Raw genomic sequence first — 24,686 nt, forward strand, 5'->3', positions numbered from 1 at the left:
GGTGCGGAGAGGTGAGGAGGAGTGGAGAGGTGGGGGGTCGGGGGTGGCGGGAAGCCGGGGGTGGGCGCACCCGGGGGCACCTGGCCGGGGCCCGCGAGGGTCTGGGCCGGGGGCGGGACATGGCCCGCGAGGCCGGGGGTGGGCTGACCGCCGGGCGCCGGGATGCCGGGGACGGGCTGACCGCTCGGCGCGGGCATACCGGGGACCGGGCGGGCGCCGGGCGGCGGGGGCGGCTGGGGGGTGTTCGGGGGTACGCCGGGGGTGCCCTGGGCGCCGGGTGCACCGTGGGACACCGGGAAGCCGGGAGTGCCCGGGGCGCCGGGGGCGCTTTGTCCGGCGGAGGCACCGGGAGTGCCCGGGGTTCCGGGGACGGGTTGCCCGCCGGGGGTGCCCGGGGTTCCAGGGGCACCGGGGAAGGCGGGAGCACCTGGGGCGGCTTGCCCGGCGGGGGCGCCGGGGAAGCCCGGGGCACCTTGGCCGCCGGGAGCGCCGGGAGCGCCGGGAGCGCCGGGGAAGCCTGGGGCACCCGGAGCGCCAGGGAAACCGGGAGCACCTGGGGTCGAAGCGCCTTGAGCCCCGGGACCGCCCGGGCTACCGGGAGCGCCAGGGAAACTCGGGGCACCCTGGGCACCGTGCCCACCGGAGGCGCCGGGCGTACCGGGGGCGCCGCCGGGGAAGCCAGCAGCACCCTGGCCCCCAAGACCGCCTGGGGCACCGGGAGCGCCGGGGAAGCCCGGAGCCCCCGAGGCACCCTGCCCGCCGGGAGCACCCGGGAAGCCAGGTGCACCTTGGCCGCCGGGAGCGCCCGGGGTACCGGGAGCACCGGGGAAGCCCGAAGCGCCCGGGGCGCCCTGCCCGCCGGAAGCACCCGGCGCACCCGGACCACCAGGGAACCCAGCAGCACCCTGGCCCCCGGCACCGCCCGGGACACCCGGAGCACCGGGGAAGCCCGAAGCCCCCGAGGTACCCTGCCCGCCAGAGGCACCAGACGCACCGGAAGCCGACGATCCAGCAACCGCACCAGGCACGCCCGGAGCCCCCGGCGGTGGCGGAACCCCAGGCCCGCCCGGCGGACGGGGCACGTTCGCGCCGCCGACCTGGACCGGGTCGGCGAACATCGTCGCGGCCTGGTGAACGCCCTCGGGAGTCGCGCCCCCGGGCGAGTTGGGAGCACCGGGCCTGTTCGGAGCCCCAGGGGGACCCGGAGGCTGAGGCGCACCGGGCCGGTTCGGGGCACCCGGAGCTGCCGGAACACCGGGCGCGTTCTGCGCCCCCGGAGCCCCCGGAACCCCCGGCGGACCAGGCGGGCCCGGCGGGTTCGCCGCACCCGGAGCACCCGGAACCCCCGGCGCCCCTAGAACTCCTGGACCTCCCGGAGGCTGAGGCGGCCCAGCCCGGCCCGGGCCGGAGAGCATCGTCGCGGCGTGGTGAACGCCGTCAGCCGACGCACCCCCAGGCGGATTCGGAGCACCAGGAGCCCCCGGCGGACGCGAACCACCGGCCGCAGCACCACCGTCACCGGAACCGAGACCACCAGTCCCGCCAGAGCCGCCCGCCCCCTCAGCCCCACCTGCCTCAATCGCCGAAACGAACTGCGTAGGCACATACCCACCCGGAGACCCGGTCCCCGCCACCGGAGGTACAACCCCCGGACGCGCACCCGGAGTTGTTCCAGCCGCACCCGGCGTAACCGGTGCGCCCGGCGACGACACAACCCCCAGCCGCGCCCCCGGAGTACCCGGCGCACCCGGCGGAGGTGGAGTGCCCGTGCCCCGGGCGCCGCGCGGCGGTGGGGCCTTGCTGGTCGCCGCGTCCGCGATGTCGCCGGCGTTGGGCGCCAGCGGACGTCCCGGAGGCGGGTAGCCGTACGAGGGACCGCTCGCCGCCTGGGGATAGCCGTACGCCGGAGCGCCACCCGGACCCGGGCCCGGAACCGGACCTGCCCCCGGGCCAGAAACCGCTCCCGCTCCCGCACCCGCAGCCGCTCCAGCACCCGGAGGGATCCGGTCGAAGTCGTCCCGCGACCGCGGAACCTCCTCCTCGCCCAGCGGCGGCGAGAACACCGTCGCCGGCAGCGGCACGGAGCGGTCCTCGCCCGCGTCCACGCTGGTCGTGTCGGTGCCGGTCCACGGCGTGGCCCCCGGCGGCACGGCATCCATCGGCGGTGCGTCTGCACCCGCAGGCGCACCGGAGGTGCCCGTACCCCCGCCGGAGGCGTCGCCCCGGCGGTCCGGGATGCCCAGCTTGTCCGCCGCCTCCTGCAGCCACTCCGGCGGAGTCAGCAGGAACGACGTCTGGTTCAGGTCGACCCTGGCCGGAGGCGCCGGTACCGCGTCCTCGACGGCGTCCGGGCGGCCGTACTCCTCCTCGTACCGGCGGATGACCTCACCCACCGGCAGCGCGGGCCACAGCGTGGCCTCGCCGCTGTCCCGGGCGAGGACCAGGCGCTGGGCGCCGCCGTCCGAGCGCGGGCCCTCGGCCCGGTCCTCGGCCCAGACCACGAAGCCCAGCTCGAACTCCCGTACCCGCACCTCCCGGTGCTGGTACGACGGCACGTCACCGTTGACCCATTCCTCGGCGCGCTCCTGCGCCTGCGCGAAGGTCACCATCGGTCAGTTCACTCCCCCACCGAAGTCACCGGACGACCCCGAGTCCGCCGTGGGCACCGCGCGTGCGAAGCCGCCGTCCACCATCAGGTTCGCCACCGTCTCCAGCTCCGGCGGATTGCCCGCGAGCCGGGACAGGAACTGGTCGAAGTCGTCGCCACACGGCAGCAGCAGCCGTCGTACACGATCGTCCGGCGGCCAGGTCGGATCGACGTCACGCGCGTCGTCGTACGCGCAGAACCACACCGAACCGAGCCGCTCGCCCTTCACCTTCACCGCCAGCAGACCGCCCTGTACGAAGCCGACGCACAGGTAGTCCTTGGTGAGGTGGTCACGCAGGCACTTGTTGACGTACACGAGGTCGTTCACCGCGGCCTCGTCCCGCACCGTGAAGAACGGCTGGTCGATCAGGAGCCCCAGCTCCGCGTCGAGCGCGGCGCCCACCGGCGCGCAGCCGCCCGCCGCCTTCAGGAAGGAGCGGTAGGCGCCCGGCAGGCGGTAGCCGAGGTCCTCCTCGACGCCCTGGACCTGCTGCTCGGTCACCGCGACCGCAGACTTCGGCAGCGCGAAGTGCGCGGGCCGCGTCTCCTGCAAGGGGCGCGTGCCGCGCTTGTACTGGTCGACCGTCGAGGTCGCGATGCCGCCGTGGTGCCGCAGCAGCGCCTTCACCTCGACGGGGACCAACTCCAGGCGCCGGCCTCCCGGCGCGTGGTGCCAGGTCCAGCCGTGCGGGGTCGCCACCGACGGGACCGTGTCCCACAGCTCGTGGCCGGACGCCGCCAGCGCCGCGTTCGCCGACACGTAGTCCGTCAGCCGCAGTTCGTCGACGCCGAAGCCCTCGGGCGGCTCGGCGATCTCCGCCACCGCACGCGCGTAGAGCGAGAAGTCCGGATAGCCGTGTTCGTCGACCCGCACCCCTCTCGGATGCCGGGTGGCCCGTACCGGGTCCGGGAAGTGCACGACCTGCCCGGCGTAGGCCGCGTTCGGCGGCACGGCTCGCTGCCCGAGCCGACCTGTCGTCATGGCGGTTGCCCCCTGCGGCGTTCTGTAGGACCAGCACATCAGTGCGGGCCGTACGTCTGTCACATCACATGCACATCACATGGACCACACGCGCACCTCGCGCGTACGTCACCTCACGCCCCGATCACGCCCCCGAACCCGTCCCGACCGTCAGCACATCAGTGCGGACAGCCGCCCGGACGAGGCCGTGGATCGCGGTTGCCCGACAGCCTATGCGGTACGCCGACACCGGTCACCGGCACCGGCCACCGGCACAGGTCACCGCCCCGCCGCTTCCGTGACCTGCCGTCACCCCGCCGTGACGGTACGCCGAAGCCCTGGCGTGTCACACCGCCCCAGCTTCCGCACCAGCCACGCCATTTGGCACTCTGTGTCCGCCGGGGGGATGTACGGGGGAGGCACGGGAGGGGATGACGATCATGAACGCGACGCAGACGGGGACACACACGGGGCGGCCCGCGGGACGACCGACGCAGGGCTCGGCGGGCACACCCGCGCCCGAAACGCCCGGTACGGGCGGCAGACCCGGCGGCGACCCACGGGTCGGCTGGAGCGCCAGCGAGACGCCCCGCGTCCCGGCCCTCCGCCACCGCCGCGACGGCATACTCCCGACCGTCGCCGCCGCCCTCTCCGTACGCGGCGAAACCCTCACCGGCACGGCGGCACGCGGCGACCAGCCGCCCGCGCTGCACCCCCTCGTCCAGGACTTCCTGGACACCCTCACCAGCGTCCAGCGCGACCGCTCCACCGGCCGCTGCGCCGAGGCGCTCCTCATATCCCGGCAGATCTCCGTCGCCGACGAGGCCCGCAGCCGCCGCGCCGCCCGCAAGCCCATGACCAACGGCGAGGCCCGCAGGGCACTGAAACAAGCCAAACTCACCGCCCGCCGCATCCGCGAGGACGGCGACCCCCTCCACGGCAGCTTCGCCACGCCCTGCCGTTCCTGCACCGCCCTCAGCGCCCACTTCGGCGTCCGCATAGTCGACCCGTCGGCAACCGACTGACGACGCCCGCTCCCACTCCCGCCCCCGCTCCCACTTCCCCTCCCCACCACGCACCACGGCGCCGCACGCACCCCCGGCCGCGCCGGTCCATGACCTCGACGATCGAAGGGCAGATGCACACCGACCGCACGTCAACCACCCGCTTCCCCGTGGCCGTGGACGCCGCCCTGCGCGCCGCCGGCTGGCAGCCAGGCCGCTGGGACATAAAGCAGGCCGAGTACTGGGCCGACACCCTGCGCGGCCACATCTCCCCCGCCGGCCACCGCCACGCGGTCTTCCCCGCCGCCGTCGAGGCCTGGGCCGAGTTCGGCGGCCTGCACCTCACACCCCCCGGCCCCGGCCGCCAGGTCGCCCCCAGCGCCCTGCACCTGGACCCCCTGCACGGCCTCCACATGGCCCGCACCCTCGCCGACCTGGGCCGCGCCCTGGACACCGAGGTCTGCCCCCTCGGCGAGGAACGAGAGACCCAGTCCCTCCTCGCCATCGACACGGAGGGCCGCGTCTACGCCCTCGACCACACCGGCGACTGGTACCTCGGCCCCGACATCGACCAGGCCCTGGCCACCCTGGTCACCGGCCTGGAACCGGTCCGCCTGACGACTCCCTAGGCCGGGAAGAAGCCTGGGCCGAGGGGCAGTCGGTTGGGCCGAGGGGCCCGCAGTCCGAGGGACGCACGGCCCGAGGGCCAGCCGGGGCCCGAAGAGACACCCGGCCCGAAGAGACACGCGAACCGAACGGACACCTGGGCCGGAAGGCCACCCAAGCCGCAAGAAACACCTACGTCGGAATGACCGCCGACACCCGGAACCCCCCGGCGTCCGTCGGCCCCGACACGAAGACGCCGCCCAGGGCGGCCACCCGCTCCTTCATCCCCAGCAGGCCGTTGCCGCCCGACGGCAGCCCGACCAGCGAGGCCGAGGACGGCTCGGGCGGCGGCTCGTTCTCCACCTGCATCGCGATCTCGCCGGGCCGGTGCGCGAGCCGGACATACGTCTTCGCGCCCGCCGCGTGCTTGTGGACGTTCGTCAGCCCCTCCTGCACCACCCGGTACGCGGTCTGCTCCACCTCCGCGCCGTACGACCGCGCCTCCCCCTCCACCGACAGATCCACGACCATCCCCGCAGCCGCCGACTGCCCGATCAGCTCCTCCAGTTCGGACAGACACGGCCCGTCCCCCACCCCGTCACCGCTCTCGGCGGCCCGCGAGGCGGCGACAGCGGCGGCCACCACCCCCACCGACGCCAACGGCACACCCTGCGCCCGCCGCCCCAGCCCGTCCCCGGACCGCAGCACACCGAGCATCTCCCGCAGCTCGGTCAACGCCTGTCGCCCCATGTCCCCCACAAGGGCGGCGTTCCGCACCGCCTTCTCAGGATCCTTCCGCGCGACGGCCTGCAGCGCGGCAGCGTGCACGACCATCAGGCTCACCCGGTGCGCGACCACGTCGTGCATCTCCCGCGCGATCCGCGTCCGCTCCTCGTTGCGCGCCCACTCCGCCCGCTCCTCGGCCCGCTCGGCCAGCAGCTGCAACTCCCGCTCCAGGCTGTCGGCCCGCTCCCGCAGGCTCTCCATCAGCCGCCGCCTGGCCCCCACGTACAGCCCGAGCAGCAGCGGCGGCGCGGTCACCCCGAGGGACGTCGTGATCGCGACCACGGGAACGAGCCAGTCCCCGATCTTCAGCCCCCCGTCCGCCACCCCCTGGTGCGACCGCACGAACGTCACGATGAGCGTCCCCACCATCGCCATCCCGGCCAGCGACCCGATGATCCGCCGGGGCAGCTCGGAGGCGGCGAGCGTGTACAGCCCTACGATGCCCATCAGATAGCCCATCTGGGCCGGCGCGACGGCGATGGACACCAGCACGACAGCGATCGGCCACCGGCGCCGCAGCAACAGCACCGCCCCGGCGACAAGTCCGAACACGATTCCGGCCGCCACGGGAATCCCCGCGTCCCTGGCGAACGGGATCCCCTCCGCCGCGCACTCCCCCGCGGACAGCAACGCGAGCCCCGCGTCCAGCACCGCACTGCGCCACCTGGCCCACCACCACGGCCCGGTCAGGGCCGCGGTGTGGTCTTCCCCCGTAGTGGTCATGCGTCCAGCCTACGGGCGCCACACCCCGCTTTTCCGGTGAGTTTCGACGACTGGCCTACACCACATGGGGCCGCGACACCACAATCGAACAGAAGCGAAACCCACCAGAATCCCTCGAACTGCTGAATCGTGCACCGTTCGACCCCGGAAGCGAGGATTCCGACCGGAGGGTTTGCCCGTGGAACACGCGTGCGGCAAGCGCGCGGACCACGAGGGGGCGCGGGAGCGGACCCAAGAGCGCCGGGCAACACCGTCGCATCGAGGGCCGGTGGTACGGCATAGTGGTGGGTGCCAATTCGACGGCCTGACCAAATGTCCGGTTCAGTCGACTTCATTCCCCCGTGGTGTAATTGGCAGCACTGTGGCTTTTGGTGCCATCTGTCCGGGTTCAAGTCCTGGCGGGGGAGCAATACCAGAGCGATACCGAATGTGGGCCCTGACAGCTCTGTCAGGGCCCTTACTCATGTCCCCCACGAAACGCCCCGGTATCCTGCGGATGTCCACCCCGCCCCCTCCGCAGCCGAAGGGCACACCCCGTGAGCGCCAATCGCCCCGCCGCCGTCGTCGTACTCGCAGCGGGTGAGGGCACCCGTATGAAGTCGGCCACACCCAAGGTCCTGCACGAGCTGTGCGGGCGGTCGCTGGTGGGCCATGTGCTCGCCGCCGCCCGTGAGTTGGACCCCGAGGAACTGGTCGTCGTCGTGGGGCACGCCCGTGAGAAGGTCACCGCCCATCTGACCGAGGCCGACGCCGCCATCCGTACCGCCCATCAGGCGCAGCAGAACGGCACCGGTCACGCCGTACGCATGGGGCTGGAGGAGCTGGGCGGGACCGTCGACGGGACTGTCGTCGTCGTCTGCGGTGACACCCCGCTGCTCACCGGGGCCACCCTGCGGGCCCTCGCCGCCACCCACTCCGCCGACGGCAACGCCGTGACCGTGCTGACCGCCGAGGTGCCGGACGCGACCGGGTACGGGCGGATCGTGCGGGACGGGGCCTCGGGTGCCGTCACCGCGATCGTCGAGCACAAGGACGCGAGCGATTCGCAGCGGGCCATCCGGGAGATCAACTCCGGGGTGTTCGCCTTCGACGGGCAGTTGCTCGCGGACGCGCTCGGGAAGGTGCGGACCGACAACAGTCAGGGTGAGGAGTACCTCACCGACGTCCTCGGGATCCTGCGGGAGGCGGGGCATCGCGTCGGGGCCTCCGTCGCCGGTGATCACCGCGAGATCGCCGGGATCAACAACCGGGTGCAGCTCGCCGAGGCGCGGCGGATCCTCAACGACCGGCTGCTGACCGAGGCCATGCTCGCGGGGGTGAGTGTGATCGATCCGGCCAGTACGTGGGTCGATGTCAACGTCACCTTCGAGCAGGACTCCGTCGTCCACCCCAACACGCTGCTCCAGGGGGCGACCCACCTCGCCGAGGGTGCCGAGGTCGGGCCCAACTCGCGGCTCAAGGACACCCGGGTGGGGGCGGGGGCCCGGGTCGACAACACCGTCGCCGACGGGGCCGAGGTCGGGGCTCAGGCGAACGTCGGGCCCTACGCCTATCTGCGGCCGGGTACGCGGCTCGGGGTCAAGTCCAAGATCGGGACGTACGTCGAGACCAAGAACGCGTCGATCGGGGACGGGACGAAGGTGCCGCACCTGTCGTACGTCGGGGACGCGACCATCGGTGAGTACTCGAACATCGGTGCCGCGAGCGTGTTCGTGAACTACGACGGCGAGGCGAAGCATCACACGACCGTGGGGTCGCACTGCAAGACGGGTTCGGACAACATGTTTGTGGCGCCTGTCACGGTCGGGGACGGCGCGTACACCGCGGCCGGCTCCGTGATCACGAAGGACGTACCGCCCGGCTCGCTGGCCGTGGCCCGGGGCCAGCAGCGGAATATCGAGGGTTGGGTGGCCCGCAAGCGTCCGGGGAGCGCGGCGGCGAGGGCGGCCGAGGCCGCCTCCGCCCAGCGGGAGCACGAGAGCTGACCGGAAACAGGTGCGCCAAAGTCGTCGTACCGTGATAACTGCACACCCCGCTGTAGACACCTCTGAGGAGACAGTGCTGTGACCGGGACCAAGACGACCGGCGAGAAGAAGAAGATGATGTTCTTCTCCGGCCGCGCCCACCCCGAGCTTGCCGAGGAGGTCGCCCAGCAGTTGGGGGTCGGGGTTGTCCCGACGAAGGCCTTCGACTTCGCGAACGGTGAGATCTACGTTCGTTACGAGGAATCGGCGCGTGGCGCGGACTGCTTCGTGATCCAGAGCCACACGGCTCCGATCAACCAGTGGATCATGGAGCAGCTGATCATGATCGACGCGCTGAAGCGTGCTTCGGCCCGCTCGATCACCGTGATCGTGCCGTTCTACGGTTACGCGCGGCAGGACAAGAAGCACCGTGGGCGTGAACCGATCTCGGCGCGTCTGATCGCCGACCTGATGGCGACGGCGGGTGCGGACCGCATCCTCACCGTCGATCTGCACACGGACCAGATCCAGGGCTTCTTCGACGGCCCGGTGGACCATCTCTTCGCGCTTCCGCTCCTCGCCGACTACGTGGGCGACAAGGTGGACAAGGGCAAGCTGACGGTCGTGTCGCCGGACGCCGGCCGGGTGCGCGTCGCCGACCGCTGGTGCGACCGGCTCGGCGCTCCGCTGGCGATCGTGCACAAGCGGCGTGACAAGGACGTGGCGAACCAGGTGACCGTCCACGAGGTCGTGGGCGAGGTCAAGGGCCGGGTGTGTGTGCTGGTCGACGACATGATCGACACCGGTGGCACGATCTGCGCCGCCGCGGACGCGCTGTTCGCGCACGGTGCCGAGGACGTCATCGTCACCGCCACGCACGGCGTGCTGTCCGGCCCCGCCGCCGACCGGCTGAAGAACTCCCGGGTCAGCGAGTTCATCTTCACGAACACGCTGCCGACGCCGGGTGAGCTGAGCGGCGACCTGGACAAGATCACGGTGCTGTCGATCGCGCCGACGATCGCGAGCGCGGTGCGCGAGGTGTTCGAGGACGGTTCGGTGACGAGCCTGTTCGACGAGCAGTGAGCCTGTCGCCGTTGAGGCAGAACGCTTCTGCATGATCGATTTTTCTATGGCCTCCCCTGCCGAGTAGTCTGTGCGAGTTGCTCGGCGAGGGAGGCCGTACCCATCAGGTACGGCTGTCCGTTATCGACGCGCTCTTCGTAGCAGGCCGTTCGTGGCCGGGTGACCTGTCCGTCTCTCATCTACGAGGAGTGCACAGCATGTCCGACGTAAAGCTCACCGCCGAGACCCGCACCGAGTTCGGCAAGGGCGCCGCCCGCCGCATCCGCCGCGAGGCCAAGGTTCCCGCGGTCGTCTACGGCCACGGTGCCGACCCCGTCCACATCACGCTCCCGGGCCACGAGCTGCAGCTCGCCCTGCGTACGCCGAACGTCCTGCTCACCCTGGACATCGAGGGCCGCACCGCGCTGGCGATCCCGAAGGCCGTGCAGCGCGACCCGCTGAAGGGCTACCTGGAGCACGTCGACCTGCTCACCGTGAAGAGCGGCGAGAAGGTCACCGTCGAGGTCTACGTCCACACCGAGGGCGAGCTGGCCCCGGGTGCCTTCCTCCTTGAGCACGTGCTGAGCACGCTGACCGTCGAGGCCGAGGCCACGCACATCCCCGAGTCCGTCACCGTGTCCATCGCGGGCCTGGAGGCCGGTGCCTCCATCCTCGCCAAGGACATCCCGCTGCCCAAGGGCACCACCCTGGCGATCGACGAGGACGCGGTCGTCCTCCAGGTCCTGTCCGCGCAGGCGGAGGAGGCCCCGGCCGAGGGCGAGTCCACGTCCACCGAGGCCTGATCCCCGACTCGGTAGAGTTCATCGGCCGCCGTTCCCACCAGGGGGCGGCGGCCGACGCGCATCAAGGAGAGATGGACGTGACGACCGACGCGGGCGCCCCCTGGCTGATCGTGGGACTCGGCAACCCCGGGCCCGAGTACGCGGCCAACCGGCACAACGTCGGTTTCATGGTGGCCGACCTGCTGGCCACACGGATCGGCGGGAAGTTCAAGCGGGCCGGCAAGGCACAGGCGCAGGTCGTGGAGGGGCGGATCGGCCCGCCGGGGCCGTACAACCGCCGGGTGATCCTGGCGAAGCCGATGTCGTACATGAACCTGTCGGGCGGGCCGGTGAACGCGCTCAAGGACTTCTACAAGGTGCCCGTCGCCAACATCGTCGCGATCCACGACGAGCTGGACATCGACTACGGCACCCTGCGGCTGAAGTTCGCCGGCGGGGACAACGGCCACAACGGTCTGAAGTCGATGACGAAGGCCTTCACAGCCGAGTACCACCGGGTGCGGTTCGGCATCGGGCGCCCGCCCGGCCGGATGCCGGTCGCCGACTTCGTACTGAAGGATTTCGGCGCCTCGGAGCGCAAGGAGCTGGACTACTTCGTGGACCGGGCGGCGGACGCGGTGGAGTGTCTGGTGGTCGAGGGGCTGGAGCGGGCGCAAAGCACGTACAACTCCTGACTTGTCCGGGCGTCCGGACCGCCCGAGGTTGACTCGTCGTGGAGGCATGGCCAATGATCCCGGCCATGCCTGCCACAGCCACCACCTCCCGCCAGGCCCCGATCAGCGCCCTCCGGTTCGGACAGCTGACCGCGATGGGTACGGTCGCCGCGCTGATCCTGATCGCGGGCGTCTGGGCGTCCTGGGGGACGGCCCAGCACGTGATGCTCGCCAAGGGCCGCGAGCAGGGCACGATGACGGTGGCGAAGTGCGAGGACGGCGTCTGCACGGGCTCGTACCGGCCGGTGTCGGTGGGCTCCGAGGCGCGCGGCGAGGTGGTCCTGGACCAGTCGGTCGGGGTGAGCGAGGGCGAGACGTACACCGTGGTGGTGAAGCCCGGCAGCAGTGATGTCGTACGGTCCGGCCCGGCCGGTTTCCTCTACGCCTGGGTGCCGCTGGGCGGCGCGCTGCTGCTGGCGTCGGTCGTGGTGGCGGGCGGCCTGGGGCTGACCCGGACGGGCTGGGCGCTGGCGGGGAGCGGGCTGGCGCTGGTGACGGCGGCGTGGGTGGTGTTGTAGCCGACGTGAGGGTGCCCCCGTACACATCTGACTCATGTGTACGGGGGCACACCCGTGTGGGTCCGGCTCAGCCGGTGTTGCGCAGGCCCGCCGCGACTCCGTTGACCGTGAGGAGCAGGGCGCGGGCGAGGAGCGGGTCGGGTTCGGCGCCGGCCGCCGCCGCGTCGCGCTGGCGCTTGAGGAGGGTCACCTGGAGGTAGGAGATCGGGTCCAGGTAGGCGTCGCGGATGGTGAAGGTCTGCTTCAGCACGGGGGTGGCGTCGAGGAGTTCGGACTCACCGGTGACGCGCAGGACCTCGGCGACGGTCAGCTCGTGCTCGGCCCTGATGACGTCGAAGACGTGCTTCAGCTCGTCGGGGACGAGGGTGTCGACGTAGTGGGCGGCGATCCTGAGGTCGGTCTTCGCGAGGGTCATCTCGACGTTGGAGACGAAGTTGCGGAAGAAGTGCCACTGTTCGTGCATCTCGTCGAGCACGGTGTCGAGGCCCGCGTCGCGCAGGGCCCGCAGGCCGGAGCCGACGCCGAACCAGCCGGGGACGATCTGGCGGGACTGGGTCCACCCGAAGACCCACGGGATGGCGCGCAGTCCGTCGAGGGAGACACCGGAGCCGGGGCGGCGGGAGGGCCGGGAGCCCAGGTGCAGATCGGCGAGCTGGTCCACCGGCGTGGAGGCGAGGAAGTACGTCGGCAGGTCCGGGTCCTCCACCAGGCGGCGGTAGGCCGCGTGGGCGGCGTCCGAGACGAGGTCCATGGCCGCGTCCCAGCGGGCGAGGGACTCGTCGGACTGGCGCGGTGAGGTGTGCAGGGCGGAGGCCTGGAGGGTGGCGGCGACCGTCAGTTCGAGGTTCTCGCGGGCCAGCGAGGGGACCAGGTACTTGTCGGAGATGACCTCGCCCTGCTCGGTGACCTTGATCTCGCCCTCCAGGGTGCCCCAGGGCTGCGCGAGGATCGCGTCGTGCGAGGGACCGCCGCCCCGGCCGACGGTGCCGCCACGGCCGTGGAAGAGCCGCAGCCGTACGCCGTACCGGTGGGCGACGTCACGCAGGCGCCGCTGGGCGCGGTGGATCTCCCACTGACTGGTGGTGATGCCGCCGAACTTGGAGGAGTCCGAGTAGCCGAGCATGACCTCCTGGACGTCGCCCCGCAGCGCGACGAGGCGCCGGTAGGACGGGTCGGAGAGCATGTCCTCCAGGATCGTGTCGGCGGCCTTCAGCTCGTCGGTGGTCTCCAGGAGCGGCACGATGCCGATCTTGGCCCAGCCGCCGTGCAGGTCGATCAGCCCGGCCTCGCGGGCGAGCACGGCAGCCGCGAAGACATCGTCGGAGCCCTGGCACATCGAGATGATGTACGACTCGATGACCTCGGGCCCGAAGACGGCGAGCGCCTTCTTGACGGTCTCGAACACCCCGAGCGTCTTGGCACCGGCCGCGTCGAGCGGCGCCGGGGTCGGCGCCAGCGGCCTGCGGGACCGCAGTTCCTTCGCGAGGAGCTTGTTGCGGTACTCGCGGGGCATGTCCTCGTACCGCCAGGACTCCTCGCCGAGCCGGTCGAAGAGCTGGCCGAGGGCGTGGTGGTGGGCGTCGGCGTGTTCCCGTACGTCCATGGTGGCGAGCTGGAGGCCGAACGCGGCGAGGGTGCGGATCGTACGGTCCATGCGGCCGTCGGCGAAGAGGCCGCCGCGGTGTTCGCGCAGGGAGGTCTGGATGAGGGTCAGGTCCGTGAGGAGCTGGCCGGTGCCGAGGTAGTCGCGGCCGGGGACGTGCGGGGTGTCCTTGGCCAGGCGCTGCTTGGTGTTCTCCAGCTTCTGCCGGATGCAGGTGGCCTTGAGGCGGTAGGGCTCCTCGGCGTTGAGGCGCTTGTAGCGGGGGCTGATCTCGGGCAGCAGCTCGATGTCGGCGCGGAGAGACTCCAGGAGTTCCTCGGTGGCTCCGGTGTAGCGGATGGAGTTGGAGAGGAAGCCGCGCAGCTCGTCGATGAGTTCGAGGGCGTCGTTGATGCCGTGCTCGTGCTGGAGGATCAGGACATCCCAGGTGACCTGCGGGGTCACGTTGGGGTTGCCGTCGCGGTCGCCGCCGATCCAGGTGCCGAAGGTGAGAGGGCGGGTGTCGTCGGGGATCCGGACGCCGACGCGCTCCAGTTCGGCGGTGAGGTCCTCGAGTACGTCCCCGACGGCGCCGGCGTGCAGTTCGTCGAGGTAGTAGATGGCGTTGCGGGCCTCGTCGGCGGGCTCGGGGCGGACGACGCGGAGTTCGTCCGTCTGCCACACGAGGTCGATGTTCTCGGCCAGACGGGTGTCGTAGCGGCGCCGGTCCGTCTCGATGACGGGGGTCTCCAGCAGGGCAGCGATGCGGCGCAGCTTGTTGAGGACCGAGCGCCTGGCCGCCTCGGTGGGGTGGGCCGTGAAAACTGGACGAACGTTGAGATTCCTGACCGTGGCGCGCAGATGGTCGGGGTCGGCGTCCTTGAGGCGGTCGGCCGTACGGGCGAGGAGGCCGCCCTCGGCGGCTCGCCTGGCGCGCAGCTCGCGGCCTCGGTGCACCTGCTCGGTGACGTTGGCGAGGTGGAAGTAGGTGGAGAAGGCGCGGACGAGCTTGGCGGCGGTCTCCAGCTCGGTGCCGCGCAGCAGCTCGGCGGCGGCCTCGCCGTCCTCGCGGGTCAGATGACGGACCTTCTCCACGAGTTCCAGCAGCTCAGGGCCCTCCTGGCGGACGAGGGTCTCGCCGAGCAGGTCGCCCAGGCGCCGGATGTCGGCGCGCAGTTCGCTGCTGGTCGTGATCGTGGCCTGGCCATGGTCGTCGGCACTGCTCACAGGTGCGGCTCCTTGCAGTGTGGAGGCTCGGCGGGGCATAGGGGCGGGGCATCCGGGAACTAAACAAAGCGGACCGCGCTGTCCGACCGGTCTAAGGATAGGTGGCGAGGGGGACGCGCAGAATTTCGGGCTCTTGCCGCCGGGCGACGCGCTGCCATACTTACGACGCCGTAGGTTACGCAACCGTAGGGAGCCTGAGGATCCGAGGGCTTTCTCGGATCCCGTACCCCGGTGTCCGCCCGCTGTCCGCCCGTTCTGCCCAAGCCGACTGGACCCACCACCCCACAGGGGACGCGCATGACCACCTCCGGTTCCGAAGTGATCGACGACGCTTCGAACTCGACCGTGCCCGACGGCACTCCGCTGCCCTCCGCCACCCTGGGCGGGGAACAGAAACGGTCGCTCGAACAGATCACTCTCCTCCTCTTCATCATCGTCCCGTTCCTCGCCGTGCTGACCGCTGTGCCGCTGGCGTGGGGCTGGGGGGTGAGCTGGCTGGACCTCGGCCTGCTCGTCTTCTTCTACTTCCTGGGCTGCCACGGCATCACCATCGGCTTCCACCGCTACTTCACGCACGGCGCCTTCAAGGCGAAGCGCCCGCTCAGGATCGCGCTGGCGATCGCCGGATCAATGGCCGTCGAAGGCCCGCTGGTGCGCTGGGTGGCCGACCACCGCAAGCACCACAAGTTCTCGGACGCGGAGGGCGACCCGCATTCGCCGTGGCGCTTCGGGGAGACGGTTCCGGCGTTGCTGCGGGGCCTGTGGTGGGCGCACATCGAGTGGATGTTCGACGAGGAGCAGACACCGCAGGACAAGTACGCGCCGGACCTGATCAAGGACCCGGCGATCAGGACGATCTCGCGCCAGTTCCTGCTCTGGGCCGGGCTGTCGCTGATGCTTCCGGCGCTGATCGGCGGCCTGGTGACGATGTCCTGGTGGGGCGCGTTCACGGGCTTCCTGTGGGGCTCGCTGGTCCGCGTCTGTCTCCTCCACCACGTGACCTGGTCGATCAACTCGATCTGCCACGCGGTGGGCAAGCGCCCGTTCAAGTCCCGGGACCGCTCGGGGAACGTGTGGTGGCTGGCCGTCCTGTCCTGCGGCGAGTCCTGGCACAACCTGCACCACGCCGATCCGACGTCGGCGCGGCACGGTGTGGAGCGCGGGCAGATCGATTCCTCGGCGCGGCTGATCCGCTGGTTCGAGAAGCTCGGCTGGGCCTATGACGTGCGCTGGCCGTCACGCTCGCGTATCGATTCCCGCCGCAACACGGATCTGGACAGCTCCCGGCGCCGGAAGGAGCCCGCGAAGGCGGCATGATTGACGCCGTGGCAGCCGACTCCAGCAACACTGAGAGCAATGAGAAACCGCGGCGCCCCCGCCGCACCCGGATGACGGGTGCCGAGCGCCGGGCCCAGTTGCTGGAGATCGGCCGCACGCTGTTCGCGGCGAAGGGCTTCGAGGCGACGTCGGTGGAGGAGATCGCGGCCAAGGCCGGCGTCTCCAAGCCCGTCGTCTACGAGCACTTCGGCGGCAAGGAGGGCCTGTACGCGGTGGTGGTGGACCGCGAGATGCGCCGCCTGCTGGACATGGTGACCAGCTCCCTGACGGCAGGCCACCCCCGCGAACTCTGCGAACAGGCGGCCTTCGCCCTCCTCGACTACATCGAGGAGTACACGGACGGCTTCCGCATCCTGGTCCGCGACTCCCCCATCCCCCAGTCGACGGGTTCCTTCGCGTCCCTCATCTCGGACATCGCCACCCAGGTGGAGGACATCCTGGGCCGCGAGTTCAAGAGCAGGGGCTTCGACCCGAAACTGGCCCCCCTGTACGCCCAGGCCCTGGTGGGCATGGTGGCCCTGACGGGCCAGTGGTGGCTGGACGTACGCCGCCCGCGGAAGGCGGAGGTGGCGGCACATCTGGTGAACCTGGCGTGGCACGGGTTGGACGGCTTGGAGGCGAAGCCGCATCTGATAGGGCGGCGGAAGAGCTGACGGGGGTCAAGCGCGAGTGACCGTGTCCCCGATCGTGAAGCCCTTGGCGGGGCCGACCGGGATGACTACATCCACGCCGTAGAGGACACGCTGCTCTGCGTTGTAGGTGGCCTTCTTGTAATCGGGCTCGGTCAACACCAGCACAGCGCCACCCTCATCGAAGTCATCGATGATCACGTAGATAGGGATGTCCGCCCGAGCGTACTCGCGGCGCTTGCGTACCCGGTCGCGCTCGATGTTTCGGCGGCCGGGAGAAACAACTTCGACGACCATGAGAACTCCCGCCGCGTCGACTCCCAGGTCGTCCTCGTCGGGGATCTCATCCAGGTCCCTGGGAGCGATGAAGAGGTCGGGAATCCAGGACTTGCGACGGTGGATGACGTTGATGTCCTGGTATGGCGCATGGTCACCATGCGCGAGATGGACCTCCAGCGCCCGGCGAAGGCGGTTGATGAGCACGCCATGACGACGGCGACCTGTCGGCGACACCTCGATGGACCCCTCGATGATCTCGGCGCGGTAGCCCTCGGGAAGGTCCATGGACTTCCATGTCTCCCAAAGGATCTCGTCGAGGGTCGAGACCGGCTCGTCCTGCATCACGGGAATCACCTCATGCGCGAGAGCAGTCATCAAGAAGCACCTCCTCCTTCAGTGTGGGCGCGGGCGCCACTGCGGCACAAGCGACACCCGAACGCTACGGAGGCGAAACGCCTGGTGCCGCCCCTTCTCACCTGATCATCCGAACGAGTGATCGCGCCTCGCAGGGCGATGCCCACGGCGGTGATCACCCTTCACTCACCCTTCCGCGCCACCACGAACAACCGCTGGAACGGCAGTACCGTCCCGTACCCCTCCGTCGGGTACACCGCCCGCAGCAGGTCGCGGTACTCCGTCAGGAAGGCGTCCCTTGCCTCCGGGTCGGCCGCCAGGGCCGTCAGTACCGGGCGCAGGCCCGTGCCCTTGGCCCAGTCGAGGACCGGGTCCCCGCCTGCCAGGACGTGGAGGTACGTCGTCTCCCATACGTCCGGCTCGCAGCCCAGGCGGGCCAGGCGGTCCAGGTAGACGAGGGGGACGTGGACCGAGTCGTCCCGGCGGAGTGCCTTGCCGAGGCGGCTTCGCCAGCGGGCGCCCGTGGCCAGTTCGCGCATCAGGGTGTGCAGGGGGGCGTCCAGGTTGTTCGGGACCTGGAAGGCGAAGGTGCCGCCGGGGGCGAGCGCGTCCAGCCAGGCCGGGAAGGCGTCCAGGTGGCCTTCGACCCACTGGAGGGCCGCGTTCGACACGATCAGGTCGTACGTCTCCGAGGGCGCCCACGCCGAGGCGTCCGCGTGGGCGAAGTCGAGGTGTCCGCCGCCCGCCGTGGGGCCCGCGTAACCCGCCGCGCGTTCCAGCATCGGTGCCGAGTTGTCGTACCCGGTGATGTGCGCGGTGGGCCAGCGGTCGGCGAGGAGTGTGGTGACGTTGCCCGCGCCGCAGCCAAGGTCCGCTATGCGGGGACGGGTGGTGTGAGGGAGGGCGGGGACTCTGGCCAGCAGGTCCGTGAAGGGGCGGGTGCGGTGGTCCGCGTGGCGCAGGTACTGGGCCGGGTCCCAGGTGGGGGTCGTCGTCATGGCTCCCACTCTCCCCCCATATTTATCTCGACGTCAAGAGACTTGATGCCAAGAGACTTCACGTCGACACAACCACTACACTGATCGTCATGGAGGACGAGGTCGATCGGCTGGTCGCTGCGTGGCGCCGGGAGCGCCCGGACCTCGACGTGGAACCACTCGAAGTGCTCAGCCGGGTCAGCAGGCTCGCCCGGCATCTGGACCGTGCGCGCAGGCTCGCCTTCGCCGAGCACGCCCTGGAGCCATGGGAGTTCGACGTACTGACGGCGCTGCGGCGGGCCGGGAACCCGTACCAGCTCTCCCCCGGACAGCTCCTGACCCAGACCCTGGTCACCTCGGGCACGATGACGAACCGTATCGACCGGCTGACGAAGAAGGGCCTGGTCGAGCGGCTCCCCGATCCCAGTGACCGGCGGGGTGTGCTGGTGCGGCTCACTGTCGAGGGGCAGGACAGGGCGGATCAGGCGCTCGCCGGGCTGCTGGACCAGGAACGCGCCATCCTGGCCGAGCTGTCGCGCGCACAGCGGGGCGAACTCGCCGGGCTGCTGCGGCAGTTGACCGCGCCGTTCGACAACATCCCCGGCTGATCAGCAGGGTTGCGGGGGGTAGCGGGGGTACCGCGAGTACCGGAGTTCCTGCCCGGTCGCCGCTACGCGCTGCTGCTCTCCTCCACGCCCAGCCGGTTCGTGGTTCCCAGGTCGACGGGGCCGACCCCGGCCCGGCGGGCGAGGGCGACGGCGGCGAGGGTGGAGTGGACGCCGAGTTTGCCCAGCACGTTCTGCATGTGTGTGCGGACCGTGTGCGGGGAGAGGAACAGGCGCTCGGCGACGGCCTTCCGCCCCAGCCCGGCGACCATGCACCGCAGTACCTCCCGCTCCCGGGGAGTGAGGGACTCGACGAGCCGTTCGCTCTCGGTGCGGTGCTTGCGGGCGGCGGTCAGTTCGCGCAGGACGCCGGTGAGCAGGGCGGGCGGGAGGTGGGTCTCGTCGCGCAGGACGCCCCGGATGACCGTGAGCAGCCGGGACAGCGAGCAGTCCTTGGCGACCCAGCCGGAGGCCCCCGCCTGGAGGGCGAGTGCGGCCCGGCGCGGGTCGTCCTTCTCGGCGAGGACGACGATCCGTACATGCGGATGGCCCGTACGGACGCCCGCGACCAGCGAGATGCCGTCGACCAGCCCTTCCTCGTTGCCCTCCTGCACGGGCACCGCCGGACGCGCGCCCGGGACGTTGCCGCCCAGGTCGGAGTCGACGAGCAGGACGTCGAACCGGCGGCCCTCGGCCACCGCGCGCTCCAGACTGCGCAGCGCGGCGGGACCGCTGCCGGCGGCGGAGACGTCGACGTCGGGCTCCGCGGCCAGTGCGGCGGCGAGCGACTCGGCGAAGATACGGTGGTCGTCGACGACCAGGACTCGGATGCGAACCACTGAAACCCCCTTCCCCGAGCTCCTCAAGAGCTGGGGACACCCAATCGTCGGGGGGACACCCCGTGCGGACACGACGCCCGGAGCAGTCCCCGGCTGTTGCTTCTGGCCTGGGACGGGGCTGTCGCAGTCACTGGGACACGGCCGCCGCCGTGCGATGACTGCTACCCCCACTCCGGGCGTCGTACCCGACTGTCTCGCCCCCTGATCAGCACCGGCCCCCACCGGTGCTGTTCATCAGGGTACGGCCGGGAGGCAGGAGCGGAAGGTAATTCGCAGAACTGATTGGCCAGCGCGTTTATGGTGTGCCGCATGTTTCGTATTGAGACAGAAGTCGACAAGGAATGGCTCACTCTGCTCCGGGCGGGGCTGCGCGACGCGAACACGACGGCCTCCCCCGTCCTGCGCGCCCTGCGCGGCACCCCCGCCGAACGCGAACTTCCGCTCCACGTATGGGCGTTGGACGAGCGTGGCGAACTGGCGGGCGGTGCGGTCGGCTACACCTGGACGACCTGGCTGCACGTCCAGTACCTCTGGGTCGACCCCGTGCACCGGGGCGCGGGCCTGGGCTCCCGGCTCCTCGCGGAGGCGGAGCGCAAGGCGCGCGAGGAGCGCGCGTGCAGCCACGTACGCCTGGAGACGTGGGACTTCCAGGCGCCGGACTTCTACCGGAAGCAGGGGTACGAGGTGGTGTGTGTGATCCCGGACTATCCGCCGGGGGTGACGGAGTACACGCTGACGAAGCGGCTGGGGCATTCAGGCCCGTCTCAGGTGAGGCCAAGGTAAGTCTCAGGTAAGAGTTCTAGCGTGCCGGACCATGAGCATCCTGCGGAAGCTGAACTCCAAGCTGGCCGACACGACAGGTTTCCAGGTCCGCCGGGTCCCGGCGCCGAAGGCCGACGGTCTGAACGCGGTGCCGAAGCCGCGGCAGCCCAGGCCGGCCCGGCCGCCGGCCGCGCCCCGGCACCCCGTGGACCCGGAGTTCGACCGCCTCCTCGACCGCCCGGTGTTCGTGCTGGCGCCCGTCCGCTCGGGCTCCACTCTGCTGCGCATGATGCTGGGCGCCCATTCCGAGCTGCACGCCTCGCACGAACTGCATCTGACCGGCCTGGAGGTCTACTTCAAGTCGGGCAGCCCGACCGAACGCTCCTTCGAGGCGCTCGGGCTCGGTTACGAGGATCTGGAGGGCCTGCTCTGGGACCGGGCCCTGCACCGGGAGCTGGTCAAGTCGGGCAAGCCGTTCATCGTGGAGAAGACGCCGGGCAACACCTTCCAGTGGCAGCGGATCGCCGAGACCTGGCCCGACGCCCGCTTCGTCTTCCTGCGCCGGCACCCGGCCGCGGTCGCCCGCTCGTGGCACGAGGCGGTGCCGGACCGTACCCGGGAGGAGGCGGCGGCCCGGGTGCTGCAGTACATGGTGGCGATGGAGGAGGCCCACGCGAAACTCGGCGGCCACATCCTCACGTACGAGGATCTCACCGCCGACCCCGCCACCGAACTGCGCGCCCTCTGCGACTTCCTGGACCTGGAGTGGCAGCCCGGGATGCTGGAGTACGGCAGCAGCCTGGAGGGCGCGGTGCTGGGCGGCGGCTTCGGCGACTGGAACGACAAGATCCGCTCGGGGAAGGTGCAGCCGGACCGGCCGGCGCCGGCGGCCGGGGAGATACCCGAGGTGCTGCGGGAGATGTGTCGCACGTGGGGCTATCTGTAGCTTCCCAGCGTTCCCAGCGTTCCCGGTGCGGTCAGGACGACAAGACCTTCTCCTTCGCGTGCTGGAACTCCGCCTCGGTCAGGTCACCTTTGTTCTTGAGTTCGGAAAGTTTGGCCAGTTCGTCCGCGTGGCCGCCCGTGCCCGTCGCCGTCTGGCGGATGTACGCGTCCAGCGAGTCCTGCCGTGCCCTGGCCGCCTGGTGTTCGCGCTTGCCCATGTCTCGGCCCCGGACGATCAGGTACACGAGGATTCCGAGGAACGGCAGGACGAGCAGGAAGAGGGTCCAGCCCGTCTTCGCCCAGCCGCTCAGGTCGTCGTCGCGGAAGACGTCCCCGAGGACGCGGAACAGCAGGATGATCCAGAGGATCCACAGGAAGACCCACATCATCGTCCAGAACGCGCCCAGGAGTGGGTAGTCGTATGCCAGGTACACGCTGTCGCTCATGGTCGTTCTCCTGTCTCCCTGTGTCTGCCTAGGTGCTCTGTTCTCCCTAGGTGCTCTGCGCGCCGACCCGGCCGGTGCGGACGGCGTCGACGAGGGCCTGGTGGTCGCGCTCGTTCTGGTCGGCGTAACTCTCGGCGAAGACGGTGAGCGCGCGGTCGAAGGTGTCGCCCGCGCCGAGGTAGGCGGCGATGGCGACGCGGTCCCCGGAGCGGGCGTGCGCGCGGGCGAGGGTGGCGCCGCAGAGTTCGCCGAAGGCGCGCATACCCCTGGGGACCATCAGGTGGGGTTCGGCGATGCCCTTCCAGTCGCGCAACTGGCGGATGTAGAAGTCGCGTTGACGTCCGTCGAGGCCGACGAGGCGTTCCCAGCCGAGGAAGATGTCGCTGGTCGCCTGCATGAGGCGCTGCCCGCTGACGACGCGTTCGCCCTGGTTGTCGTAGTCGCTCGCACCGGCGTACGGGGCCAGTACGGAGTGGTCGGCCTCCTTGGCCTGGAGGAGCAGGGGGTCCTCGTCGTCCCGGCCGAGCAGCAGGACGATCCAGCAGCGGGTGCCGACGCTGCCGACCCCGACGACCTTCCGGGCCATGTCGACGAGCCGGTACCCGCTCAGCAGGTGCCGGCGGTCGGACTGCAGGCTGTGGCTGTAGCGCCGGATCAGCTCGCGCAGCTGGTCCTCCATGCCGTCGGGCTCGATGCCGGGCATCAGCTCCTGGAGCGGCACGATCAGGGGCGGGTCGGGGGTGATCCGGCGCCGGCCGTCGCTCACCCGGGTGAGCTTCCCGAAGGCCTGGCGGCTGTCCCGGCGGCGGGCCTTGGCCATGGCCTGCCGGGTACGTTTCCGGCCGCGCGAGTCGAGCCGTTCGTCGGCCAGGCCCTGGAGTACGTCGGCACTGGCCTGGGCGTACCAGACGGCGAGGTCGCCCTGCCCGGCGAAGGCGCGCATGCGCTCGCGGTAGGAGCGCACGGTGGCCCGTACGACGGCGGCTCGCTCGGCGTCGGTGTAGCCGTTCTCGCGTCCGGCGATGACGAGGCTGGCGGCGAGGCGTTTGACGTCCCATTCCCAGGGGCCGGGGAGGGTCTCGTCGAAGTCGTTGATGTCGAAGACGAGGTGGCGCTCGGGGGAGGCGAGCAGACGGAAGTTGAGGAGGTGGGCGTCTCCGCAGAGCTGGGCGGTGAGGCCGGTGCGGGGGGTGTCGGCGAGGTCGCCGGCCATGATGGCCGCGGCGCCCCGGTAGAAGCGGAACGGGGACTCCAGCATCCGGCCGTAGCGGATGGGGACGAGTTCGGGGAGGCGGGTGGCGGACTGGGCCTCTATGACGTCCACGGGGTCGGGTCGTTTCGGCGAGGGCTCGTACTCGGCGTGGGCGGATCGGGGTGCGTCGGCCCGGGCCGCCCGTCCCCGCGCCGCCCGTTCTTCCGGGTCCCCGCTGCTCCGGTCGGCCATGACGCCACCTCCTGGGCGAAGCCGCGCCACGGGGCACCTGCCCCGGCCGGGCCCCGGCCCTCTCCCACGGTTCCACACTCGGCAGGGGCGGGCATCTCGGCCAGGGGCCGGGTGGGGTGGCATGGCTCAGGCGAACGCCCGTCCGCAGTGGACGAGCAGTTCGCGCAGAGCGGGGCTGTGCGGGCTCCGCCAGACCAGGGCGAGCAGCGCCGGTGTGTCGACGTCGTCGAGGGGGCGGGCGGTGAGGCGGTCGCGGTGGTGCGTGGCCATCGACTCGCTGAGGACGCCGACGCCGAGCCCGCGGGCGGCGAGGTCCGCGACGGCGTCCGCCGAGCCGGCCTCCAGGGCGATCCCGGGTTCGAGGTCCTGCGCGGCGCAGGCACGGTCGAGCACCGCGCGCAGGCCGGTGCCGGGCGGCATGCACACGATCGGGTGGGCGACCAGGTCGCGAAGGGTGACCCGGCGCCGGTCCGCCAGCGGATGACCGGGCGGTACGGCCACCACGAGCCGCTCGCTGACGACGGTCAGCGCGTCCAGCCCCTCGGGGGGTGCGGTCGCGGTGCCGATGAGAGCGAGGTCCACGGCACCCGCGCGCACCTTCTCGACGAGCCGGTCGGAGTTGTCCTCCAGCAGCGCAAGTTCCACACCGGGATGCGCGCGGTGGAACCCGGCGAGGGCGACGAACAATGGGGTGACCGTGCAGCCGACGACCATCCCGACCGTGAGCCGGCCCCTGATCAGGCCGGTCACCTCCCCCACCGCCTGCCCGACCGCCCCGGCCGCCGCGAGCGCGGCACGGGCGTGTTCGAGCGCGGCCTTTCCGGCGACGGTAAGGGTGGCGGTGCGCCCGGAGCGGTCGAACAGCTCGGCGCCGAGTTCGTGTTCCAACCTGCGGATCTGGGCGCTGACACCGGACTGGCTGATGTGCACCCGCTCAGCGGCACGCGTGAAGTTCCGCTCCTCGGCGACGGCGACGAAGTACTCCAGCTGCCTCAGTTCCATGAGCGTTGATTCTAGTTTCCAGAAGAACCATCTGTTGGACTTCTGACTGACCGCTGACCAGGCTGGGAGGCAGGCCACCCGTTCACGACCTCAGGAGACACCCGTGCCGAAGTACGAGAAGGCCATGCGGCCCGAGGACATCACCCGTCTGTTCGTCGAGCGGTCCAACGCCGGCGACGCAGCCGGGGTCGCCGCCCTGTACGAGGCGGACGCGGTGCTGGCCTATCCGCCCGGCGAGCGGACGGTGGGCCGGGAGGCGATCCGGGCGCTCTGGGAAAAGGTCCTGTCGACCAGCCCCCGCTTCACATCGGAAGCCCCGCTGCCGACCCTGGTCAGCGGGGACATCGCCCTCACCTCGACCCCGCCGAAGGACGGGACCGGCGCCCGGGCCCAGGTCGTCCGGCGCCAGCCCGACGGGAGCTGGTTGCGGGTGCTGGACCAGCCCGAGTTCACACCTCCCGCGCGTTGAA

Annotated in this window: 22 protein-coding genes, 1 tRNA gene and 2 pseudogenes; 14 read left to right on the forward strand and 11 right to left on the reverse strand. The window is 71.1% G+C overall.

From position 1 onward, the window contains the following. The 3 genes and pseudogenes from CW359_RS46900 to CW359_RS36705 all read right to left on the reverse strand — a co-directional run. Positions 1-293: pseudogene (locus tag CW359_RS46900) on the reverse strand (hypothetical protein); the annotation flags it as partial. An 846-nt stretch (positions 294-1,139) separates the two neighbouring features. After that, positions 1,140-2,609, reverse strand: a pseudogene (locus tag CW359_RS47210) (SUKH-4 family immunity protein); the annotation flags it as partial. A gap of 3 nt (positions 2,610-2,612) precedes the next feature. Next, a complete protein-coding gene (locus CW359_RS36705) occupies positions 2,613-3,629 on the reverse strand; it encodes an SMI1/KNR4 family protein (protein ID WP_105974544.1) in 1,017 nt (338 codons plus the stop codon). Positions 3,630-4,039: 410 nt separating this feature from the next. Between CW359_RS36705 and CW359_RS36710 the strand changes: the two genes are divergently transcribed. Together CW359_RS36710 and CW359_RS36715 are read left to right on the forward strand one after the other, a co-directional pair. After that, the gene (locus CW359_RS36710) at positions 4,040-4,633 is read left to right on the forward strand and encodes a YwqJ-related putative deaminase (protein WP_105974545.1); all 594 of its coding nucleotides are present in this window, start codon (positions 4,040-4,042) and stop codon (positions 4,631-4,633) included. 113 nt (positions 4,634-4,746) lie between these two features. Further along, positions 4,747-5,241 carry an SUKH-3 domain-containing protein gene (locus CW359_RS36715; RefSeq protein ID WP_105974546.1) on the forward strand — a complete coding sequence of 165 codons (495 nt, stop codon included), beginning with the start codon at positions 4,747-4,749 and terminating at the stop codon, positions 5,239-5,241. 169 nt (positions 5,242-5,410) lie between these two features. Here the strand turns inward: CW359_RS36715 and CW359_RS36720 are convergent, their stop codons facing one another. Then, positions 5,411-6,727 (reverse strand): sensor histidine kinase, encoded by a 1,317-nt coding sequence (locus tag CW359_RS36720; RefSeq protein ID WP_105974547.1) that lies wholly within the window; start codon positions 6,725-6,727, stop codon positions 5,411-5,413. 335 nt (positions 6,728-7,062) lie between these two features. Here CW359_RS36720 and CW359_RS36725 point away from each other — a divergent pair. The 6 genes from CW359_RS36725 to CW359_RS36750 all read left to right on the forward strand — a co-directional run bounded on the left by CW359_RS36725 (position 7,063) and on the right by CW359_RS36750 (position 11,787). After that, positions 7,063-7,134: transfer RNA gene (locus tag CW359_RS36725), tRNA-Gln, on the forward strand. Positions 7,135-7,263: 129 nt separating this feature from the next. Then, positions 7,264-8,712: a bifunctional UDP-N-acetylglucosamine diphosphorylase/glucosamine-1-phosphate N-acetyltransferase GlmU gene (gene glmU, locus CW359_RS36730; protein ID WP_105974548.1), complete on the forward strand. Its 1,449-nt coding sequence runs from the start codon at positions 7,264-7,266 to the stop codon at positions 8,710-8,712. A 78-nt stretch (positions 8,713-8,790) separates the two neighbouring features. Continuing rightward, positions 8,791-9,774, forward strand: coding sequence for a ribose-phosphate diphosphokinase (locus CW359_RS36735; protein WP_105974549.1), 984 nt, complete (start codon positions 8,791-8,793; stop codon positions 9,772-9,774). Between the two features lie 197 nt (positions 9,775-9,971). Continuing rightward, positions 9,972-10,556 (forward strand): 50S ribosomal protein L25/general stress protein Ctc, encoded by a 585-nt coding sequence (locus tag CW359_RS36740; RefSeq protein WP_105974550.1) that lies wholly within the window; start codon positions 9,972-9,974, stop codon positions 10,554-10,556. Positions 10,557-10,627: 71 nt separating this feature from the next. After that, on the forward strand, positions 10,628-11,230 hold the full coding sequence (pth, locus tag CW359_RS36745) for an aminoacyl-tRNA hydrolase (RefSeq protein WP_105974551.1): 603 nt from the start codon (positions 10,628-10,630) through the stop codon (positions 11,228-11,230). 65 nt (positions 11,231-11,295) lie between these two features. Then, positions 11,296-11,787, forward strand: a complete 492-nt coding sequence (locus CW359_RS36750) for a hypothetical protein (protein ID WP_232838766.1) — start codon at positions 11,296-11,298, stop codon at positions 11,785-11,787. Between the two features lie 67 nt (positions 11,788-11,854). Here CW359_RS36750 and ppc read toward each other — a convergent pair whose 3' ends face one another. After that, complete coding sequence (gene ppc / locus CW359_RS36755; RefSeq protein WP_105974553.1) at positions 11,855-14,596, reverse strand: phosphoenolpyruvate carboxylase; 2,742 nt, start codon at positions 14,594-14,596, stop codon at positions 11,855-11,857. Between the two features lie 297 nt (positions 14,597-14,893). Here ppc and CW359_RS36760 point away from each other — a divergent pair, with 297 nt between their 5' ends. Together CW359_RS36760 and CW359_RS36765 are read left to right on the forward strand one after the other, a co-directional pair. After that, positions 14,894-15,913: an acyl-CoA desaturase gene (locus tag CW359_RS36760; protein WP_105974554.1), complete on the forward strand. Its 1,020-nt coding sequence runs from the start codon at positions 14,894-14,896 to the stop codon at positions 15,911-15,913. Then, positions 15,910-16,587 carry a TetR/AcrR family transcriptional regulator gene (locus CW359_RS36765; RefSeq protein ID WP_105974555.1) on the forward strand — a complete coding sequence of 226 codons (678 nt, stop codon included), beginning with the start codon at positions 15,910-15,912 and terminating at the stop codon, positions 16,585-16,587. The genes CW359_RS36760 and CW359_RS36765 overlap by 4 nt, the downstream gene beginning before the upstream one ends. Before the next feature lie 6 nt (positions 16,588-16,593). Here the strand turns inward: CW359_RS36765 and CW359_RS36770 are convergent, their stop codons facing one another. Further along, positions 16,594-17,217, reverse strand: coding sequence for a Uma2 family endonuclease (locus CW359_RS36770; RefSeq protein ID WP_105974556.1), 624 nt, complete (start codon positions 17,215-17,217; stop codon positions 16,594-16,596). A gap of 161 nt (positions 17,218-17,378) precedes the next feature. Then, positions 17,379-18,194: a trans-aconitate 2-methyltransferase gene (locus CW359_RS36775; RefSeq protein ID WP_105974557.1), complete on the reverse strand. Its 816-nt coding sequence runs from the start codon at positions 18,192-18,194 to the stop codon at positions 17,379-17,381. Between the two features lie 89 nt (positions 18,195-18,283). On the opposite strand from CW359_RS36775, the gene CW359_RS36780 reads away from it, so the two are divergent. Continuing rightward, positions 18,284-18,781: a MarR family winged helix-turn-helix transcriptional regulator gene (locus CW359_RS36780; RefSeq protein WP_105974558.1), complete on the forward strand. Its 498-nt coding sequence runs from the start codon at positions 18,284-18,286 to the stop codon at positions 18,779-18,781. Between the two features lie 62 nt (positions 18,782-18,843). Here CW359_RS36780 and CW359_RS36785 read toward each other — a convergent pair whose 3' ends face one another. Further along, positions 18,844-19,617, reverse strand: coding sequence for a LuxR C-terminal-related transcriptional regulator (locus tag CW359_RS36785; protein WP_105974559.1), 774 nt, complete (start codon positions 19,615-19,617; stop codon positions 18,844-18,846). Positions 19,618-19,914: 297 nt separating this feature from the next. Here CW359_RS36785 and CW359_RS36790 point away from each other — a divergent pair, with 297 nt between their 5' ends. After that, positions 19,915-20,400 (forward strand): GNAT family N-acetyltransferase, encoded by a 486-nt coding sequence (locus CW359_RS36790; RefSeq protein ID WP_198655523.1) that lies wholly within the window; start codon positions 19,915-19,917, stop codon positions 20,398-20,400. Positions 20,401-20,431: 31 nt separating this feature from the next. Next, positions 20,432-21,325, forward strand: coding sequence for a sulfotransferase family protein (locus tag CW359_RS36795; RefSeq protein WP_105974561.1), 894 nt, complete (start codon positions 20,432-20,434; stop codon positions 21,323-21,325). A gap of 31 nt (positions 21,326-21,356) precedes the next feature. Here CW359_RS36795 and CW359_RS36800 read toward each other — a convergent pair whose 3' ends face one another. The 3 genes from CW359_RS36800 to CW359_RS36810 form a co-directional block, all read right to left on the reverse strand. After that, on the reverse strand, positions 21,357-21,770 hold the full coding sequence (locus CW359_RS36800) for an SHOCT domain-containing protein (RefSeq protein ID WP_105974562.1): 414 nt from the start codon (positions 21,768-21,770) through the stop codon (positions 21,357-21,359). Between the two features lie 46 nt (positions 21,771-21,816). Then, a complete protein-coding gene (locus CW359_RS36805) occupies positions 21,817-23,214 on the reverse strand; it encodes a DUF2252 domain-containing protein (RefSeq protein ID WP_105974563.1) in 1,398 nt (465 codons plus the stop codon). A 126-nt stretch (positions 23,215-23,340) separates the two neighbouring features. Continuing rightward, a complete protein-coding gene (locus tag CW359_RS36810) occupies positions 23,341-24,216 on the reverse strand; it encodes a LysR family transcriptional regulator (RefSeq protein WP_105974564.1) in 876 nt (291 codons plus the stop codon). Between the two features lie 103 nt (positions 24,217-24,319). Here CW359_RS36810 and CW359_RS36815 point away from each other — a divergent pair, with 103 nt between their 5' ends. Continuing rightward, positions 24,320-24,685 carry a YybH family protein gene (locus tag CW359_RS36815; protein ID WP_105974565.1) on the forward strand — a complete coding sequence of 122 codons (366 nt, stop codon included), beginning with the start codon at positions 24,320-24,322 and terminating at the stop codon, positions 24,683-24,685. The last annotated feature ends 1 nt before the right edge of the window (position 24,686 follow it).

This window comes from Streptomyces geranii (assembly GCF_002954775.1).
GTDB lineage: Bacteria > Actinomycetota > Actinomycetes > Streptomycetales > Streptomycetaceae > Streptomyces > Streptomyces geranii.